Below are 18076 nucleotides of genomic sequence, written 5' to 3'. Positions count from 1 at the left end.
ATAAATATAAATATAGTTATATACATCCATTTACACTGCTTAAAACGGTTCTTTTGAACGTTTAATGACGGCCCAAATAATGTACGTAGTCTATTATCTTTATGTCTACAATATATCTTTAGTCATTCTTTTTCATCACAAAATCTTTTGGGTTACCTTTTAACTGGTAATACTTCACGTTAAGACGAATAACTACTACGATGATTACCAAAAATCCTATTATATATAACATTATTCCTTTCTCCATTTCTTATTGTTTAACGAACCTATTCTGTAAATACTTCACATGTTTCTTCTCAATATCCTTATCCATAATGTTTGCTTGTAATATAGTTTGATAGATATGTTGGACTTCATCGATTGTTTGTTGCGGTTCAATATATGATTCAATACATTTTTTTAGATTGTTATAATATAGGACATGTTTATCTTTAGAATGAACATTTACCCTTTTTAGACTGCATTTTGGATGAAACGCGGCAATAGAGATATACGGCAGCTCTTGTTCCATCACCCATTCAATTGCCTTTATATGTTTATAGTTTTGTCGAAATGGGTTTTGAAAAGAGGATTTCTTTCTAAAAATACCCTGTGTCCACCTAGCTGATTTCTCACTTCCACAAATCCAGCCCTCGTAGTTCTTTGTCTCTATAACAAATACACCTGTTTCCGCAATAACAATATGGTCAATTTGCGTTGTATCACCATACTCCGTATGAACCGTCACATCATGTAACACATAATAACTTTTGGAATCTAATTTGCCCAATATACGTTTCACTAGTCTTTCCCCGGCTTTCCATTTCGGTACATGTTTTTTTAAAACAATGTTCAAAGGAATCAGAATCACAATGAGAATCAATTCGAATATCAATACTTTCATAATAAAAGCCTCCTTTTCACACTCTTGCGTTTCTGCACATCAAACGATATACATACATTTCTAACCCTAAAATAAAATATGAGATACATAAGCCTTTTATCACCATCTCTACGAATCCCAATGCTAAAGAAACAAGGAGCCCACCCCGAAACTGAAAGGGTCTGGTTACCCTTCTATTTACTGGTTTTTCAATGACACCACAGTTAGCCCAGGTAGGTAAACGGTTTTCTACATTCTTTATTGTGCCCATTAATCCGTATTTTAGCGACAGAATGAAACATCCGATTAATAAATATATAATGGAAGAAAAATAGACAGATAGGCCCATAACAATAATTGTGAGCAGCCAACCGATTAAAATGGAATTTCGCAAAACAATATATTCTCGATTTCTTTTCAAAACAAACAGTCCTTTCAAAATAAATCAGGTTATTTTTAAACGGGAAATATTCACATTCAATTATAAGCATAATGTGATACATCTCTATTAATTTACGAACTAGCCTAAAGAGGATTGTAATAGACATGTTAAAGCTTATAGTAGATAATACGGTAACAGAACAAGAAAAAGATTCAGCTTTTTCAAACCTTTTCACCTGCAAAAATACAACTGTATTTCTAAGTGGCATATTATCTCCTATATCGCCGGAAATACTTGAAGAATATGAAAGAAGAAAACAAATAGATAGATAAAAGGTACTGAATGTAGATTCAGTACCTTTTCCATCTTTATATATAGTTCTTCACATATTAGCAAATAACCATGGAGCGAGTACGGCTAACATACACAACAAACAAGAACCCGTTATAACACGGTTGGACCAACGGTAATACTCTGGCTGTTTCGTACTCTCATGAATTTTTCTTAAACGAATACCTGAGATTAACATAAACGGTGTGAAAATAAGTGCTGTTGCTTTAAACAGGTTTAAAAAATCCGTAAAGATGTTCATAAACGAAAATACATCCGAACTGAACAAGAAGTACACACTTAGTCTCAGGGACATCATACTAATAAATGAGAAAATCATACTTCCAGTTGCCCACTTCATCCACTGGCCATTCTTTGTAATTAACGCCATAACCATGACAATAATGCCTAATACGAATGAAATAGAAAAGATATTTACTCCTACCTTAAAAGCCGGTGCATACAAACCTTCAATCTTTTGTATGATTGATGAGCCAAATGAATCATCTTTCTCTTTTATTTTCGTTCGATTGTTTAATCCCTCTTTAAAGGATGACGAAACATCATTCCCCTTTAATTCATTAAAATCTACTTTTACAGAGGCCTGAGCTGCTTGTAAGGGGATAAAAAGTAAAGCCATTAAAACAAGCGTACATAAAACTCCTATCATCCTTTTTTCTTGTTTCATCACACATCCCCCGCTAATTTTGGTTTAACGCTCTTTAATTTGATTTGATTTCCTTCTGCAACATAATAGAGATCTGCCGCATAATAGATATTTGCTTTTGTATATGCCCCCATAATTGCATTCGCGATTTCTTCCTTCTCTACTGCCATATATGTTTCATTTTCATTGTAAAATCCAATTTCAATTCGATTAATATTATTATTTAATACTGTAATATGTAACTCTTTTAAGCTATCTAAACGATTTCCTAATCCACACACTAACTTAAATACTTTATTTGCAATTGTTGGTGGTTTGACATAAGTCGTATTAAAATGAATAGTTTCATCATCTATCAATCCATCCTCCTCAACTGCACATGTCATAATGAACGAATGATTTTGTTTTTCTATTTCTTGTTGACTCAACTTGCGATTAATGACATATTTCAGGCTTATTGATAGATTTTCTATATATTCATCCAGTTCGGTATTTGAAATTTTAACCTCTGAGAATTCCGGAAAAATCATGTAAACGTGTATATTAGAACTACTTTTACTTACACGCAATAACTGAACTTGTTTCTTTTCATAGCGCACCGCTTGTTCTAATTTTTCTACTACGTTGTTGCTTATATGATCGATTGCCATATATTATCACTCCTATTTACTTTGATAAAATAATTTTTCATACAATACTCATGTTTTGATACTATCTATTTAAAGCATTGGAATATTACGAAGAGTTCTCAATTCTCCTGTTCTAAGACTGTTAATCACTTGAATCTTATAACATTTTAATATTACAATGATGTACATCGTTCCATTATAGTAGAATATCCTAATATAGTGAATCACTCTATCTCACTCATTTGTACAAAAATAAAAAAATTTTATCCTTGTACAAATGAGTGAGAAAATGCTGTTTTTCATGCTATTTAACTAAGAAAATACAACTAGGAAATACATTCAGATATTTCCTAGTTATCTACCACTCCATCTAACTAATGTATAGGAATACGATGAATCAATTTTTACTTCTAAATACAGCAGTTGATTTTCTGGTAATATCTCTCCCCCTGTATGAATCAATAATGCTTGTTATCAAACATATTCATGACACGTGTCAGTCATTGTTCTCGTCCTATCACTTTTGCAGCCCACTTTACAAAAACCATATCTTCTACATTGGATACTCCTCTTTGAACTGGAAAAATGTGTTCTATGTGTTCTATGTGTTCTGTTTCTAATAGAAGCGAAACATGTTCTAGTTCTGGATAAAATTCCTATATCCTAATAGTCCCTCTGGTATATCCTCATCACTTGGAAATGGAATATCATAAACCACTTCATCATAATCCACTTCTTCTATAGCTTCATGTTTTAACTTGTTACCCTCTTATTTATCGAGATTCTCACGAACTGATGTAGTAACTAGATTATATATACTTTCTACATCCTTTTCTAAGTGGATTTCTTTCGTTGGAGCAGTAACACGCTCTTGTTCCCTTCCGATAGGTCTATTTTCTCTAGGGCACCAATAAACGGGGCGTTCCATCGTTTTATTTTCCCTTTCTTTTTTCTTTGCTTCTTCTATTAGAAATTTTTCCTTTGAATTACAAACTACCAAAAACACATAACAAAATAGACCGATAAAAATTTTTGTAAACATGATATTCCCTCCAATTTCTTTTTTACAATAAAAAAAGAAGATCCAAGTATATACATCACTTAGTTCTTCCTTTTTCCCTCTATACACTACCTCGACATAATTAAAATGGTAGTTCATCATCTGTAATTTCCGATAGCTTATCCATAACAGTAAATATATCACCTGGCTCTTTGGATTACTTTCTTTTTTCCTGCTCTTTTGAATCATCTAATACTGTCCAAATGTTATCTTTTTTCATTTTCATATCTCCTCTTTCTTGTAATTTGTTAAGATTCATAACCCAGCCTGCGAACTTGAAAACAGTACAAAAAAGGCTTCTTCAAGTCGATTAATAATGTGCATAGCAAAATAAGCTATATATACACTAATCGGCTCAAAGAAGCCCTTTCACAAATGAAACAAGACGCAACTTGCTTCTACAACTCAACCACAACACAATAAGGTGTGGGAATAAACGGAATCAAATAAACTAACAATATACCTATATATTATACATTTCAGATTTACATTTCAAGATTTTTCAAAAGAAATTATTCTATCCTCTTAAAATCTAAGAAGAAAATTATTATTACTGATAATAAAAATCAATAATTTTAGCGTACTTATAAAAGTATAATGTGTCTACTCATCTCCCTCCTAAAACGTAAAAAAGCACTTATTGCCTTTAATTGACAATCAAGTGCTTTAAGTTCATATGTTTTTAAGTAGCATAAATTTGTAAGTTTTATAGTAACAGTATGACACCTTTTATATGTCATAACAACTACTACGTTAAAACTTACGAGTTTGTACGAGTTCGTTAGTTTAATATACAATCCATGTGTTTATATTCGCCACCAAGTAAAATGTCATCTCACCTAAGCTCGTACTTCGTTTTCTATTCTATTATTGGACACAGTACCCTATGATGGCCAATCATCATGAAGTACGTAATTTCAAACACTTATTTCTTTCCCTAAAATACTAACCTTTATTCTGCTTTTTAATCATTTCCATCCCATTCATAAATCTCTTAATAGAATCCTCATTCTTCAATAATTCACTTAAGTATAGCAATACATCAAATTCTTCAGGGTCTGCATCATAATAAATCATTCCTGGATCAATAAAAGGCTCATAAACTATATTACAGATATTTTGTCCTCCTATTGTTACACTAAAACATCTTTTCAATTTTGAAATATAACTATTTGTACAAATTAGATTTTCTATAGATGTTTCAAATGATTTTCCATTATAGAAAAAAAATAGTTTGTTATCTTTAACATAAATACCAACTACCTCTCCATCTTCACTAAATCCTCCGACGCCTTGTCTAACCAACTGTACTTTATTTTTTTCAACTACTGAATATCCGCTAGGTTCTAATATAATATACGTTCCTGTCTTAGAGTAATTATTCATTATTATCATAAGTTATCCTGTCCCTCCTAATGCTCTAATCCTAATAGTGTGTTTATTACATCATCTTTTTGCATTGATTTTTGAATTATAATTTTCCATACTTGTTCATCTGATTCATAAATTCCTTTATCAATGTACGAATCTTTTATCTTATTAAACATACTCTCAGCTGTCGGTCCTATTGGATTACCATATTTTTTTATATTTCTTTCCTCTAAACCGGCTCTCTCCTCAGCAGTCATATTTTCCCTCGCTGCATTTTTTTGCTGATTACGTGCTTCTACAACATGTTCAGCTATTTTTTCTTTAGAAAATCCTTCAGATATCATTTTTTCGATATCACTTTCTAATTGTTTAGATGCTTCAAGATAATCTTTTCTTACATTTTGCATTTCTTTTGTCCATTCAACATTTGTAAAGTCATATTCTAGTTTATTATATGCAGTACCCTCTTTTGGTAAATATCCATATGCTCCATTATCATCAGCATGTATCTGTTTAAGTACATCGGGCTTTACTTTTTCTAAAGGTATTCCCTCACCCGTTTTACCAACACCAGTTTTACCCATACCCTTATTTCCACTAGAACTGCCCTCGCCTTTAGCAAACTGATGGGTTGATAGCTTTTCTTCAACTCGATGAAAATCAGGTGTATCAAATTTAGAGCGTATATTATTTGCACCTGTATAGGCAAATTGATTTTTTGGCATTAAAATATTATTCAACATGTCAACACTTTGCTTAAACTTATCTAAAGTTATTACGTTTTTAGTGCCTTGTATAAAATTTACACTTTCACTAAGTTTTGAGGTTTTGCCTAACGTTGAAACTTTATCTACACCTTTTGTTCCTACAAATAATTCAGCAATTGCTAATTTAACTTGCATCTCTACATTTCCATACCATTTAGCTCTGCTATTCCAATCTCCATTTACAACATCTTGATTCCACGAATCAGAAATAGCTTGTTCTACAGCAGCAAATGTTTCATCGATGTGAGAAAGGGCATACACAGCACCCTCAACACTATCTATTGGATGTAAAATTGTGTTTACTATTCCTTTAAGTTCATCTAACACCGCTTCATTTTGCCCTTTTTTGTAGTTATGATATTGCCCGATAATAGGAGTGTTTTCTATCTGGCGAATAAATTTTTTGTACAAATGATCCATCGCTTCTACGTTATTTTCAACAATATCTTTAAATTTATCGAACAACGATTCTTCTATAATACTGATTTCTTCAGAATGATGTTTTTTTTCTTCTGTAATCGCTTGGATAGAAGTCGTCCATTCCATATTCAAGCCTTGTGTACTAAACGTACCACTAACAGGACTAAATCCTTTCCCACTTTGAACTTCGGCAAGACCAGTAGCAATACTAACTGCTAATTGAAGGGCCGTGCTGTAGTTATTACTGGATGTATAATTGAATTCATATAAATGCTCTAATTTTTCTTCAAGTTTTTTTCTCATCTCAACTAAAACAGCTACAATTGCGTCTATACCCTGCATTGGTGTAGCTTCATCTATCACTTCTATACTTGCAATCATTTGATTGATTTCTTGAATTTGCTCTCTTACTTCTTGTTCGATTACATCCGTGGAAGCAACTTGTGATTGAAAATCTCTTGGAAAAGCATCATTTTGACGAATTAATTCTTCACATAAATAAATAATACCCTGTGCTAAAGGACGAAAGGTTTGGACAAAAAATATTTTTGCACTACTATATGTTCTTCCTTGCAGAACCGTATCAGTTGCAAAAGCATCAATCGACTGAATGACTTGTTCCATGCCTTGAATCGTAGCGGTACATACAGCATTCATGCTTTGAGTCTGATTTTGTACTTCCCCTAAATACATATTTAAACTCATGCTTTGTCCTCCCTTTTTAATTGCTGTTTCCTATAAATAAGGTTGGTTTCTAAATCAATAAGATTGCATCTTTCTTTAAGCAATATTTCTTTGTGATTTTCCAATTCAAGTAATGATTTCCGCTCGATATGTTTCGATTCTTGAAGCTTATTTATAAAAAAATTAGAAATTTCTCTATCACCATGCCATGTTTTTTAAAGTCCTATTAAATAAACGATTATTTCGATTTCTCAATTCGTAAAATCCTATTACCGCTCGTCTCTGGATTTGAATCGCAGCTTGATTGCGACCCTGTTTTTCAAATATTATCCGAAATTCTTAATTTAATTGATTTATTTGCTTTTCAATGTTTTGATCCATCTTTTTCTTCCTCTCCTTCTCTCGCTACTGTAGATTATCACATTAGTAAAATGTCTTTTGTAGTTCGTTATCCATTCTTTCAAACCCCTTAGCTGCTGAATGAATATTATCAACTGCTTGTTGAAAGGTCCCACAAAATTGTCTAGTCAAATCCAGCATTTGTTGATTCGTTTTTTTTGCTTGAGCATTAACAGATAGTGTAGTACGACTCGCCTTTGTTATAGAAAGATTTGTCTTACTTTGGATTGTATCCGAAGCATTTTTCATCGATGTAGCGATTTGTTTAGCCGTTTGAAAATTACTTTGAAAGTTCTCCATTATTTACACCCACTCATTTTATAAAATCATATAGAAAATTATACCATGTAAGAATATTTCAATGTATCAAATATTTTTAGTAAAGCAATGTATAAGCTATAAGTGAATCAGGCGTGGAAGGCGGACTAGTAAAAACTGTCTAAATATATAATCCATCTACGGGTACATGGTCGTAAATAACAGATTTGAATACAGAAAGATGGAGAAATAATTCAGTCTCATTAAACAATAAAATTCATGTGACCGGTGAGGGTGCTTCACAATCTGGAGAGCTTGTTAATAGTATCTGAGTTTACTCAGAAACATTTTCTCCCACTTAGAGATTTGATAGGGATTGAGAATCATTAACGGAGATTTATACCAAATGCGGATAGGATATATATATACTGAATAAAATATTTGATAAATATTTGATAAAGATTCAATTAAAAGACAATCAACAAATAATAAAGTTTATGCAGCTACATTTGAAGTTAATTTTGGAAAATCATTTATATTTAATTAGTTAATTTAATTAAAACATAAACAAAAGCTATCCTTTCGGGGTCACTTCACAGTTGAATTATAATAAAGGATAGCTTTTTGTTTTTTCTTCACAGTACATTTATAAAGCACAATACGAGTAGATATAATGTTTTTCTTATTATTTTAAATCTTATTGATAGACCTTCTTTTCACTTTCCTTCACATCTATGTTGTTCTCACTTATTCATTCTACATCGTGATTAAAAATTTGAAAAAATCTTCTTCATTTACAGGTTTACTGTAAAAATAGCCCTGAATTAAATAGCATGAATTACTTTGTAACACTATTAATTGCTCCTTCGTTTCTACCCCTTCTGCTATTACTTTCATATTTAAAGTATGGGCTAGCGAAATAATAGTTTGTATAATTTCATCCCCATCATTTGAAGTTTCAATCCTATTCACAAATTCCCTTGGAATTTTCAAAGTATCAATTGGATACAAAGGTAGATAGGCCAATGAAGAATATCCTGTACCAAAATCATCAATTGATAAATGTACACCATATGATTTTAATGCTTTTAACTTCGATAAAGTTTCTTTTTCATCTACCATGGCAATCCGCTCCGTTAATTCCAAATCGATCAAATTAGCTGGTACTCCAATTTCTTCAATGGTAGATATAATGGCTTGAACAAAATCTTTCTGTTCAAACTCTATAGCTGATAAATTTATCCCCATTTTTAGATTTGTATAACCTGCAGAATGCCATTCTTTCAGTTGTAAACACGCTTGCTGTAGCGTCCATTTCCCAATTGTAATAATCTGTGATGTTTCTTCCGCGATAGGTATAAACTCAAAAGGTGAAATTAGCCCCAGCTCTGGATGTTGCCAACGTATTAATGCCTCTGCACCAATAACCTTTCCTGCCTTACTATCAACTTGTGGTTGGTACAATAAAAACAACTCATTATTTTCAACTGCATTCGGTAAATCTTGCTCTAATTGTAATCGTCTTGTTATTTTTAGAGATAATGTCTCGTCGTATATACAAACAGCATTGCTACCTTCTTCCTTTGCGCTATACATAGCAATATCAGCATGTTGTAAAAGTGTTGTGGCATTTGTTCCTCCAAATGGATACAACGCTATTCCTATACTAAGGGATAAATAAAAGCTGTGTTGATTTATTACAAATGGTTCTTCAGTTATACGAAATAATATTTCGCACAAATCTAATAGCTGTTGCTCTGTTTTGTTATGGACAATGATTGCAAACTCATCTCCCCCTATTCTTGCTAAAGGAATAGCTGGTGACAGACATGTCCTAAAACGTTTGGCAACTTCTTTTAAAACACTGTCACCAATTGCATGCCCCAGTGTATCATTAATGGTCTTAAAGCGATTTAAATCTATATACAGAAGTCCAAACTTATCCTGTGTTTTTTGTACACGCTCAATAGATCTGTCTAATTCTTGTTGGAAGAATATTCGATTTCCAATCCCCGTCACTGTATCATGAAATGCTAGATAGTTTATCTCATCCTGTTGTTGCTTCATCCTCGTTATGTCTTTTACCATTATATAACTCCCAAAAGTTTGTCCTTCTATCATGATAGGAACAATAGTAACGTACCAAAAATGTATATCCTTCTCATTATTATTTTTCACACGTAACTGTAACGAAGACGAACTACATCGTTTCCCCATCTTTAGAGCTGCTTCCAATTCAGGTTTATCTTCATCTAAAAAAATAGAAAAGCACTCTTTTCCTATTAATGCTGCACTGTCTTTTCCTAATAACATACTTCCAGACTGGTTTATATTTAATACGGTACCATTTGAATCAATTGTTAATATAGGATCTGGATGGTACTCATATAAAGACTTAAACCTCTCTTGATTTTTCACCAAATCATTAGATTTTTTTATTAAATCTGCTGTTCTTTTAGATACTTTTTGCTCTAATTGATTATTAAACACTTTTAATGTTTCGGTTAAATCTTTGTTTTGCATTCGTACAATTGTATGACGAATCAGTACAAATACAAAGGCAATACAATTTCCCGTAATCAGTGTAGAGGAAGAAGTTTGCTCTTTGAAAGTAAAACCAATTAAAATTGCAACTGAAAGATAAGGAAATATGACAAGAAGTTTCTTTCCAAATGTCGGATTAATAATAAAGTAATCTCTTCTAGAAGATGTACTCCTTGGAATAGTAGCAGCAATGGCAATAAATAATAGAAAAACTCTATACAAACACCTTAATAATATAAGTGAACGATGTGATAAATCATCTTGTAAATAGAAATATAAATAGTCCGTAATAGACAATCCCGTTAATACTAAGATAAAAATAAATAATTTACTTTTCGCATTAAAAATTGCTGGTCGAAAGATAAGGCTAACTCCTAGTAATAGAAGCAATAAATCTATAATTGGGAAAATAAATGAAAGAAAAACATCTCCAATTGATAAGAATAAGATATTTGCAGAAGGTTTATTAAATAGGTACCACTCTAAGGTAAAAATGGCAGTAACAACAATACATAAATCACAAATTAAATACGCTTTTTCCCATTTATTACATTCCATCATGATTTTATAAAAGAATGCAAAGAGAAAGAAGAATAAGAAAAACAACAAAAACACATCAGAAATATTAAAATTTTGTATTGGTAATTCTACATTAAGTACTTGAAAAGCGGATATAAAATTTCCGATCAAGAAACACCCTATAGCAATAGTAATACAAGCCCAAAACACTCCTAACTTAACTTTTCTGGATACTATAGAATAGAGTAATGAAATAAGTACAATAGTTTCAACAACTAAAGATGAGAGTCGTATATTAAAATCTGATACAAAATACTGATTCGGAAAAACAAATAAAAATATAAAGCAAAAGCTTAAATAAGCTATTAGAGCCAATATCAATACATAAAATTGCACATGTGAATGTTTACGCAATATATTCACCTTCTTAAGTCTTTCATCATTTTTTATTAAATTTGTTTCTAATTATTATTTCTATTATAACCATTTCAAAAGATTTCTTTCAAAATAAAGCAACCTCAAATTACACCTGTTAATATTCAACAATTATAGAACAGGAATTATAAAAATGTTTCTAACCGTATGAAACGAAAGGAATCTTCTGTCGGAAAATGATAAATCACCATATTTCTCTGCATCCTTTTTCTCATAAAAAGCCACAAATATGTCTAGTACTCTAGCATGCTTTCAAATGGATTGGACAATGCTAACATCATGATTCCAAAATTAATAGATTACAGAAAGGCTTATACTGATTAGATGCATTAAATATTATCAACAAAAAAAGTTTTTATATCTCTATAAAAAAATTTCACGAAATTAAGTGTATGTATAGACTTTCCAGTCAAAAGAATATAAACAGGACCATCATTATATAAACATGTATCTCTGAGAAATTATATAAATGTAACATATACCCAATTGATGGAGCTATTATAGTTACTTATATGAATGAGTGTCCACGACAGAAATATGACATTTTTGCAAGCAGCTAATAAAAATGAAACAGAAGATAATGTTTTAAAGTAACTAATTCAAAAAAGCCTTGTAACATATTACAAGACTTTTTGAATTGGTATATACATTATAGATGGATAATTTTATTTTATTAAAATCAAGACCAAACCCATTGCTCTTTATTTGTATTCTTTTTAATTTTATCGTTAATTTTCTGGATATGGTCATACGTTGTTTTATCCATTCCATGGAAATTAGATCCATCATGAAAATCTACTCGAACCATATCACCTATATTAAATTGTTGACCTTGTGTTAAATCCACATAAACAACATCATTTTTCCCATTTTTAGAAGGGTACATGACAGCTACATAATCGGTATAATCTTTGTCTATTTTTGTAATTTCTCCGATTACAAAATTAGGTTGACCATCTTCTTTTTCATACATTCCTGGTTTCAATGTTGTACCTTCTTTTTCTAAAGACTCAGTACTAGTACTATAATCATTAATTTGCGTTTTAACTTTTTCTACTTTTGCATTTACAGCTATAGGTGGTATGGATCTCGCCCAAAAATCACTTTCTACTTTCACTAAGTCATTAACCTTAAAGTTATGAGTGTTTTTTAGAGGTACACGAAGATCCTCTGGATTTCCGTTATTATCTATATATGCAACTAACAACTCATTAGAAGAAACTTCACTTACATGCCCTACTGTATATTGTTCGTAGTTTCCAGGAGCTAATTCAAAATGCTCAACAGAATTAGCCGTTAAACTTGTAGTAAATGCGTTTTGAAGTAATGGACCATTACTATTTACTTTTACATATTCACCTGGTTTTGCATTTGCTTGAAAATCAGTATAAATAGTTACACTTTCATTTAATTCTTTACTTTCAATGATAAAATACTTTGACTGTACTTCTATTACTTTCCCCTCAACTGTAGTGTTGAACTCTTGTACAGCTGCACTTGCTGTTATTGAATCTAATCCAGGTATATTGCTTCCTGTAAATGCTGCAATTCCTAATGCACCAGCTAAAATGACTTTCTTCATATGCTAAAACATCTCCAATCATATCTATTCACTAAATGATTTTAATTATCAATTAGAATGTAATCATTATAGTTACACCTTTTAAAGAACGTCAATAAAAATATCCTTACACTTTTGTAAGGTAATAAGGTTAATAATATAGAAAGGAAATTTTTCACGAAGTAAATTTTTTATGTTTATTATTGATTAAAAATGAAGATAATCCACCTATCTGGGGTGATTGTACAATTTATTAGCAAATCGTATCATTTATTATAAAACCTAAATTTTTACTAATTTGCTAACTTAAAGAAAAAACAGCCGATATTTAGAAATATATTAATACAAACTTTTCCGTTTGCGTGGCAACTTATTAATCTTTATGGGCGATTTAAGTTTAATAAACAACAAGAGTTTGTTGACATGGATGCATTTATTCAAGAATTAGCGCGATCAAAATTACTATCTAAAATACAGTAAATAGTATATTCGAAGTATTTCATTAGACATTTTAGGAGAGTATTTCTTATTCGCCTTTTTCAGGGGATGTGCCAAAATACCCCACATACAAATCTAAATTATTTAATCTACTCAATTATTTCAATGATTACTTGATAACGACCAACATAGGTATAATCAAACCTGTTGACCATTTGGAAAGAGGCCACCCTGACTGTTTAAATTTAAAAACCCCGCAGTATGATGACCAAATAATACGAATAAAAATAGAATTCCAGCGAAGATAAAAACCACAATAAATTACTAGTAAATAATGCTAAATATCCCTCTTTTATTTAATCTAGACAGCCCTCTCATTACATAGGATTAAAAACAAATTTATTCCTCCTTATAATTATTATAATGAGTAATTATTCATCTTATATAATAATTACTTACTTTATTATTAACATGGTTATCTTACAAAAATGTAATTCTTTTTCAATTGACACTCGTACATACGAGTAACTATACTAGTTACACATGCTTGGTGAATATATCAAATAGTCCCTTACTACAAGTGTATGTCTGTGAATTCTTTTCGAAATAATATTTTGAATCAACCATATATTACTTATATGTAATATAGTGATGAAACCAACCCAATCTATTAAACTAGGTCATATTACTTATGAGTTTAACTATAAATGATAGATTTACCAAGCTGTAATAATTTTTAGGAGTGTTACATTTTGAAATACAAATTAATTGCTACAGGAATTCTTGCTGGAAGTCTACTTTCCTACTCATCTAGTGCATTTGCAAATACTCACAAATTCCCAGATGTCCCTGCATGGGCTGACAAATCCGTTAATTATTTAGTTGATAAAAAAGTATTAAGTGGGTACCCAGATGGCACTTTTGGTTCAAGTGATTCATTAGATCGAGCTGCTGCTGCAACAATTATGACAAAAGCTCTAGGTATACAAGTTGACTTCGATGCAAAACCATCCTTTACAGATTCTCAAAATCATTGGGCAACCCCTTATATTGCTGCTGCTGAAAAGGCAGGAATCATTAAAGGTGAAGGAAATGGGATATTCAATCCCTCAGGAAAAGTTACACGTGCTGCTATGGCAGCAATGTTAGTAAATGCATATAAGTTACAAGATATTACAAATAGTCATGTGCAAAGTAAATTTGATGATATAAAAGGACATTGGGGTGAAAAACATGCAAACATTTTAATACAAACGGAAATTTCTAAGGGAACTGAAGATGGAAATAGCTGGTCTCCTAATAGACCGATTACTCGTGCAGAGGCTGCACAATTTCTTGCAAAATCTGATCAAATCCACCACCAAACAAAACAAGTAGAAAATACTGTAGTTGGAGTAATAAATGATGCAGACCCTTATTATGTGACTGTTACATATAAAGATGCTAATGGAAATAGTCAAGAAGTTACTATAGACTTCCCGAATGGTAGTAACTCTAACTTTAAAAACGGTGACAAAGTTAAAGTTGTTAACAAAGATCAATGGAAACATCAAACAATCTATGGACAAACTATATTTTACACTGATGTAAATTCTATTTCTAAAGTAAATGAAGAATCTAACAAACAACAAGAAAACCATGTAGTTGGGGTAATAAATGATGCAGATCCTTATTATGTGACTGTTACATATAAAGATGCTAATGGAAATAGTCAAGAAGTTACTATAGACTTCCCGAATGGTAGTAACTCTAACTTTAAAAACGGTGACAAAGTTAAAGTTGTTAACAAAGATCAATGGAAACATCAAACAATCTATGGACAAACTATATTTTACACTGATGTAAATTCTATTTCTAAAGTAAATGAAGAATCTAACAAACAACAAGAAAACCATGTAATGAGTAAAGATAAAGAACAAAAACTCTTAGCACAACTAAAAAAACGTTCTGGTACAGTGACAAAAAAATCCGAAGATAGCTTAGAAATTTCAAGTGAAAATCAAACCATTCTTGCCCATGTTAATCCAAAAGTATTACCAAACATTCAGATAGGTGATACAGTAAATGTTTATGCTCAAGCATTTGAAATGGCCCCTATCCTTCTAATGGACTTACCTTTCGAGGCAAGAAACGCGATTATTCAAAAAGGATATGAACAAAATATTTTAGAGAATCAATACAAAAAAATTACAGGAAATGTTACAGGAAAATCTGATAATTCAATCTTAGTTTCAAGTAACAACATAACTTATGAAGTTGAAACTTCAACAGAAGTATTACAAGATATTGTAATCGGTGATACGGTGAACGTTTATGCTGCATCTTTTGAGTTTAGCCCTATTTTACTTGCTGGTGTTCCTGCGAAGGCTATTTCTCCTATTGTTGAAAAAACAAACTAATGTTCAACATTCTATAAATTTGTTGACTTCATCCGAATAGAACTCCTAAATAACATAGGAGTTCTTTTTATGAAGTTATGTTTTTCTATCGTGCTCGTAAGACCTAGTATATTAATCGTGATTTACTATCTGTCCAACAGTAACTATCTTATTTTTATTTCCATAAGTTTTTATCAAGAGACAGAGCTTAATTTGCCCTTCTTTCTTTGAACTCCCCCACTCTCACTTCTAGATAAAGTGAACGTGTGGAATTCAACTGTTTTTAAGAAATATCAAATTTTATGAATAGGGAAAAGCGCATAAATTATCTGAGGTAAAATTTATAAATCTAAACATAATAATATATTTAAGTATACTACTTAGAGCGTTTAACGAGAAAAAAAGCCCTTAAAAGTTGCATCACACTTATGCAGCTAATCACTATAGTAAAAACAAAGATTTTGTTCTATTAGTGAGCCAACCAGGACATCACTTAATGGAAATAACATGTTTGAATAAAAAGATTGATGATCCAAAACACCGTGAAGCTATTGAACGCTTGGAACAGCGTCAATTAGAAGATAGTAATAGCTAACGTAATATACTTTAACTAGAAATGGAACATATTAAGATTTTTATAATATTTTTAGGAGTTGTAAATTCCAATGAATAAATTCACTAAATTAGTCGCTGCTGAAGATTTTTCAGAGAATGTGTGGACAAAGAAAGATTATATCGTTTTACTTTTAATCCCATTAATATTATTTGTAGGCTTTATTACTCAATATTTCTCAGTAAAAAATCAATTGTCAGTAATTATTGATACCAGTTTACGCATTATTATGTTTATTTTCCTTTTGGTTGTTTATGCTCCGATGCTTCGTAGACATTGGAGTAAATTTAAACTGGCATGGAAACGTTCCGTTCTATTAGTAATTGTTGGTGGTGTTCTTTTACAAATTATAGTTAGTTTGGTTCGCTCACTTATTCCAACAGTTAGCACCAACTTAAAAACAGATGTACCATCTTTAATTGACCCTTTAACTGCAAGTCCTGAAATGTTCATGCTCTTAATTTATATCGCTTTAGGTCCTATTGTTACAGGATTAATTGAAGATACTGTTTTTCGTTATACACTTCTCGGTAAAATATTTCAGGGTAGTTTTTTTAAAAAAGCATGTATTATCATTTTGAATTCAATTCTTTTCGGGTTAATTCACTATTATAATTTCGGGAGCGTAATAGGTACAATCCCCTTCATGTTTGCAGGTCTATTTCTAAATATAATATATCTATGGACTAAAAACATTTGGCACGTGCTATTAATCCACACTGTCAATAATGCGGTCCTTACAATAGGGGCGCTATTAATCATAGTAATCTTACGACTACTTGGCCTAAAGGCATAACAGCGGAATAATGAACAAGCATAAAAGCCTTAAAAGAGTATTTCTCTTTTAAGGCTTCTTTTAACGTATTTCCCGAAAGAATTCTCCTTCTTCAAGCGTGTGAAGGGCGTAGCCCAACGATAGGTGAGTCCTTCCCCTATTCCTTTTACAATTGTACTATATAATAAGGAAGCAATTGAACACAAATTGAATACCATTAACTGTTTTCGCAATTAAGATTTCTTATATTTTATATACTTTATTTATTAGCATAGATTACACTCCACTTTCATCTCCACCTAAAATTGGAGTTTCACACCTTCACATTTTTTGAGAAAGGTATATTATATCGGAAAATGATAAAGGCGTTACGTAACATAGGCCTTCCTTTCTCAATTAATTCATTCTCATCCCAGCTGTACCCACTTGTTAGGTATACCTCTACCATTGAATCGACTATTTTCTGAGTAATTTGCCTAAGTAATATTGGTAGTTTTAATAACTTCTTTAATCGATACACCTGTTTTGATGTTGGGTCTATCCCGTAGCTTAACCATCTAAGATGATTTACATAATATTCATAGCCATACTTTCTAGAACAATCCAATACTAGTTTATACTTCAAAAAAGACCATGAAAACTCAAATATACTTTCTCTCCCCTTTGTTCTAGCTGTATGTGAACTACCGGCCACTTAACGTCCTAACTGGGGGCTTCTCGGTTATTCATTACTTTTAATAGCTAACTCGTCCTAAGACAGCCGAGCTAACTCCCTTGTTCCAAAGGTTATTTTATTGCTATTTACGCTAACGTTAATAGGCGTATTTAAGAGCTCTGCCTAAAGTCTTCTCTTTTTAATTCCCTCTAATATTAAAAAATCAACTGTATTAACTTCATCCAAAAAGCACTCCTCAATAACCTCGGAACACTTTTAAAACATTTTTTTATTAAGATTACAAAACCTAGTATACTCCCCATACATTA

Annotated in this window: 13 protein-coding genes and 3 pseudogenes; 4 read left to right on the top strand and 12 right to left on the bottom strand. The window is 31.4% G+C overall.

The window, feature by feature from the left end; all coding sequences use genetic code 11:
* Positions 1 to 250: 250 nt before the first annotated feature.
* Positions 251 to 883 (bottom strand): nuclease-related domain-containing protein, encoded by a 633-nt coding sequence (locus ACUN0F_RS03805; RefSeq protein WP_445539137.1) that lies wholly within the window; start codon positions 881 to 883, stop codon positions 251 to 253.
* Positions 884 to 899: 16 nt separating this feature from the next.
* Entirely contained in the window at positions 900 to 1283 is a 384-nt protein-coding gene (locus tag ACUN0F_RS03800; protein WP_445539136.1) for a hypothetical protein, read from the bottom strand.
* A gap of 125 nt (positions 1284 to 1408) precedes the next feature.
* Between ACUN0F_RS03800 and ACUN0F_RS03795 the strand changes: the two genes are divergently transcribed.
* Positions 1409 to 1576: a hypothetical protein gene (locus tag ACUN0F_RS03795; RefSeq protein WP_179192142.1), complete on the top strand. Its 168-nt coding sequence runs from the start codon at positions 1409 to 1411 to the stop codon at positions 1574 to 1576.
* A 50-nt stretch (positions 1577 to 1626) separates the two neighbouring features.
* Here the strand turns inward: ACUN0F_RS03795 and ACUN0F_RS03790 are convergent, their stop codons facing one another.
* From ACUN0F_RS03790 to ACUN0F_RS03745, 10 genes and pseudogenes are all read right to left on the bottom strand, one after another.
* Positions 1627 to 2262, bottom strand: coding sequence for a hypothetical protein (locus ACUN0F_RS03790; protein WP_142287476.1), 636 nt, complete (start codon positions 2260 to 2262; stop codon positions 1627 to 1629).
* Positions 2262 to 2891: a hypothetical protein gene (locus ACUN0F_RS03785; RefSeq protein ID WP_445539135.1), complete on the bottom strand. Its 630-nt coding sequence runs from the start codon at positions 2889 to 2891 to the stop codon at positions 2262 to 2264. Before ACUN0F_RS03785 ends, ACUN0F_RS03790 begins: the two co-directional genes overlap by 1 nt.
* A gap of 333 nt (positions 2892 to 3224) precedes the next feature.
* A pseudogene (locus ACUN0F_RS03780) lies at positions 3225 to 3912 on the bottom strand (transposase).
* Between the two features lie 602 nt (positions 3913 to 4514).
* Positions 4515 to 4721, bottom strand: coding sequence for a hypothetical protein (locus ACUN0F_RS03775; RefSeq protein WP_149214287.1), 207 nt, complete (start codon positions 4719 to 4721; stop codon positions 4515 to 4517).
* A 154-nt stretch (positions 4722 to 4875) separates the two neighbouring features.
* The gene (locus ACUN0F_RS03770; RefSeq protein WP_445539134.1) at positions 4876 to 5325 is read right to left on the bottom strand and encodes a hypothetical protein; all 450 of its coding nucleotides are present in this window, start codon (positions 5323 to 5325) and stop codon (positions 4876 to 4878) included.
* A 17-nt stretch (positions 5326 to 5342) separates the two neighbouring features.
* The gene (locus ACUN0F_RS03765; protein ID WP_445539133.1) at positions 5343 to 7193 is read right to left on the bottom strand and encodes a T7SS effector LXG polymorphic toxin; all 1851 of its coding nucleotides are present in this window, start codon (positions 7191 to 7193) and stop codon (positions 5343 to 5345) included.
* Positions 7190 to 7502 (bottom strand): annotated as a pseudogene (locus tag ACUN0F_RS03760) (DUF3958 family protein). The gene ACUN0F_RS03765 and the pseudogene ACUN0F_RS03760 overlap by 4 nt, the downstream one beginning before the upstream one ends.
* Before the next feature lie 93 nt (positions 7503 to 7595).
* Positions 7596 to 7871 carry a TIGR04197 family type VII secretion effector gene (locus ACUN0F_RS03755; RefSeq protein WP_445539132.1) on the bottom strand — a complete coding sequence of 92 codons (276 nt, stop codon included), beginning with the start codon at positions 7869 to 7871 and terminating at the stop codon, positions 7596 to 7598.
* Positions 7872 to 8585: 714 nt separating this feature from the next.
* Complete coding sequence (locus tag ACUN0F_RS03750) at positions 8586 to 11306, bottom strand: EAL domain-containing protein (RefSeq protein WP_445540795.1); 2721 nt, start codon at positions 11304 to 11306, stop codon at positions 8586 to 8588.
* 700 nt (positions 11307 to 12006) lie between these two features.
* Positions 12007 to 12909: a hypothetical protein gene (locus ACUN0F_RS03745; protein WP_193673081.1), complete on the bottom strand. Its 903-nt coding sequence runs from the start codon at positions 12907 to 12909 to the stop codon at positions 12007 to 12009.
* A 1169-nt stretch (positions 12910 to 14078) separates the two neighbouring features.
* On the opposite strand from ACUN0F_RS03745, the gene ACUN0F_RS03740 reads away from it, so the two are divergent.
* The 3 genes and pseudogenes from ACUN0F_RS03740 to ACUN0F_RS03730 all read left to right on the top strand — a co-directional run bounded on the left by ACUN0F_RS03740 (position 14079) and on the right by ACUN0F_RS03730 (position 17113).
* A complete protein-coding gene (locus ACUN0F_RS03740; protein ID WP_445539131.1) occupies positions 14079 to 15725 on the top strand; it encodes an S-layer homology domain-containing protein in 1647 nt (548 codons plus the stop codon).
* Between the two features lie 361 nt (positions 15726 to 16086).
* Positions 16087 to 16299, top strand: a pseudogene (locus tag ACUN0F_RS03735) (tyrosine recombinase XerS); the annotation flags it as partial.
* 70 nt (positions 16300 to 16369) lie between these two features.
* Positions 16370 to 17113, top strand: coding sequence for a CPBP family intramembrane glutamic endopeptidase (locus ACUN0F_RS03730; RefSeq protein WP_149214369.1), 744 nt, complete (start codon positions 16370 to 16372; stop codon positions 17111 to 17113).
* The last annotated feature ends 963 nt before the right edge of the window (positions 17114 to 18076 follow it).

Source organism: Bacillus sp. 1A (assembly GCF_052682215.1).
The sequence above is the reverse complement of the archived record's forward strand: the minus strand, read 5'-3'. Positions and strand labels throughout refer to the sequence as shown.

Coding starts and splice junctions, on each gene's coding strand:
- ACUN0F_RS03730 (WP_149214369.1), top strand. CDS start 16,370: ATGAATAAATTCACTAAATTAGTCGCTGCTGAAGATTTTTCAGAGAAT.
- ACUN0F_RS03795 (WP_179192142.1), top strand. CDS start 1,409: ATGTTAAAGCTTATAGTAGATAATACGGTAACAGAACAAGAAAAAGAT.
- ACUN0F_RS03765 (WP_445539133.1), bottom strand. CDS start 7,193: ATGAGTTTAAATATGTATTTAGGGGAAGTACAAAATCAGACTCAAAGC.
- ACUN0F_RS03790 (WP_142287476.1), bottom strand. CDS start 2,262: ATGAAACAAGAAAAAAGGATGATAGGAGTTTTATGTACGCTTGTTTTA.
- ACUN0F_RS03755 (WP_445539132.1), bottom strand. CDS start 7,871: ATGGAGAACTTTCAAAGTAATTTTCAAACGGCTAAACAAATCGCTACA.
- ACUN0F_RS03770 (WP_445539134.1), bottom strand. CDS start 5,325: ATGATAATAATGAATAATTACTCTAAGACAGGAACGTATATTATATTA.
- ACUN0F_RS03785 (WP_445539135.1), bottom strand. CDS start 2,891: ATGGCAATCGATCATATAAGCAACAACGTAGTAGAAAAATTAGAACAA.
- ACUN0F_RS03745 (WP_193673081.1), bottom strand. CDS start 12,909: ATGAAGAAAGTCATTTTAGCTGGTGCATTAGGAATTGCAGCATTTACA.
- ACUN0F_RS03805 (WP_445539137.1), bottom strand. CDS start 883: ATGAAAGTATTGATATTCGAATTGATTCTCATTGTGATTCTGATTCCT.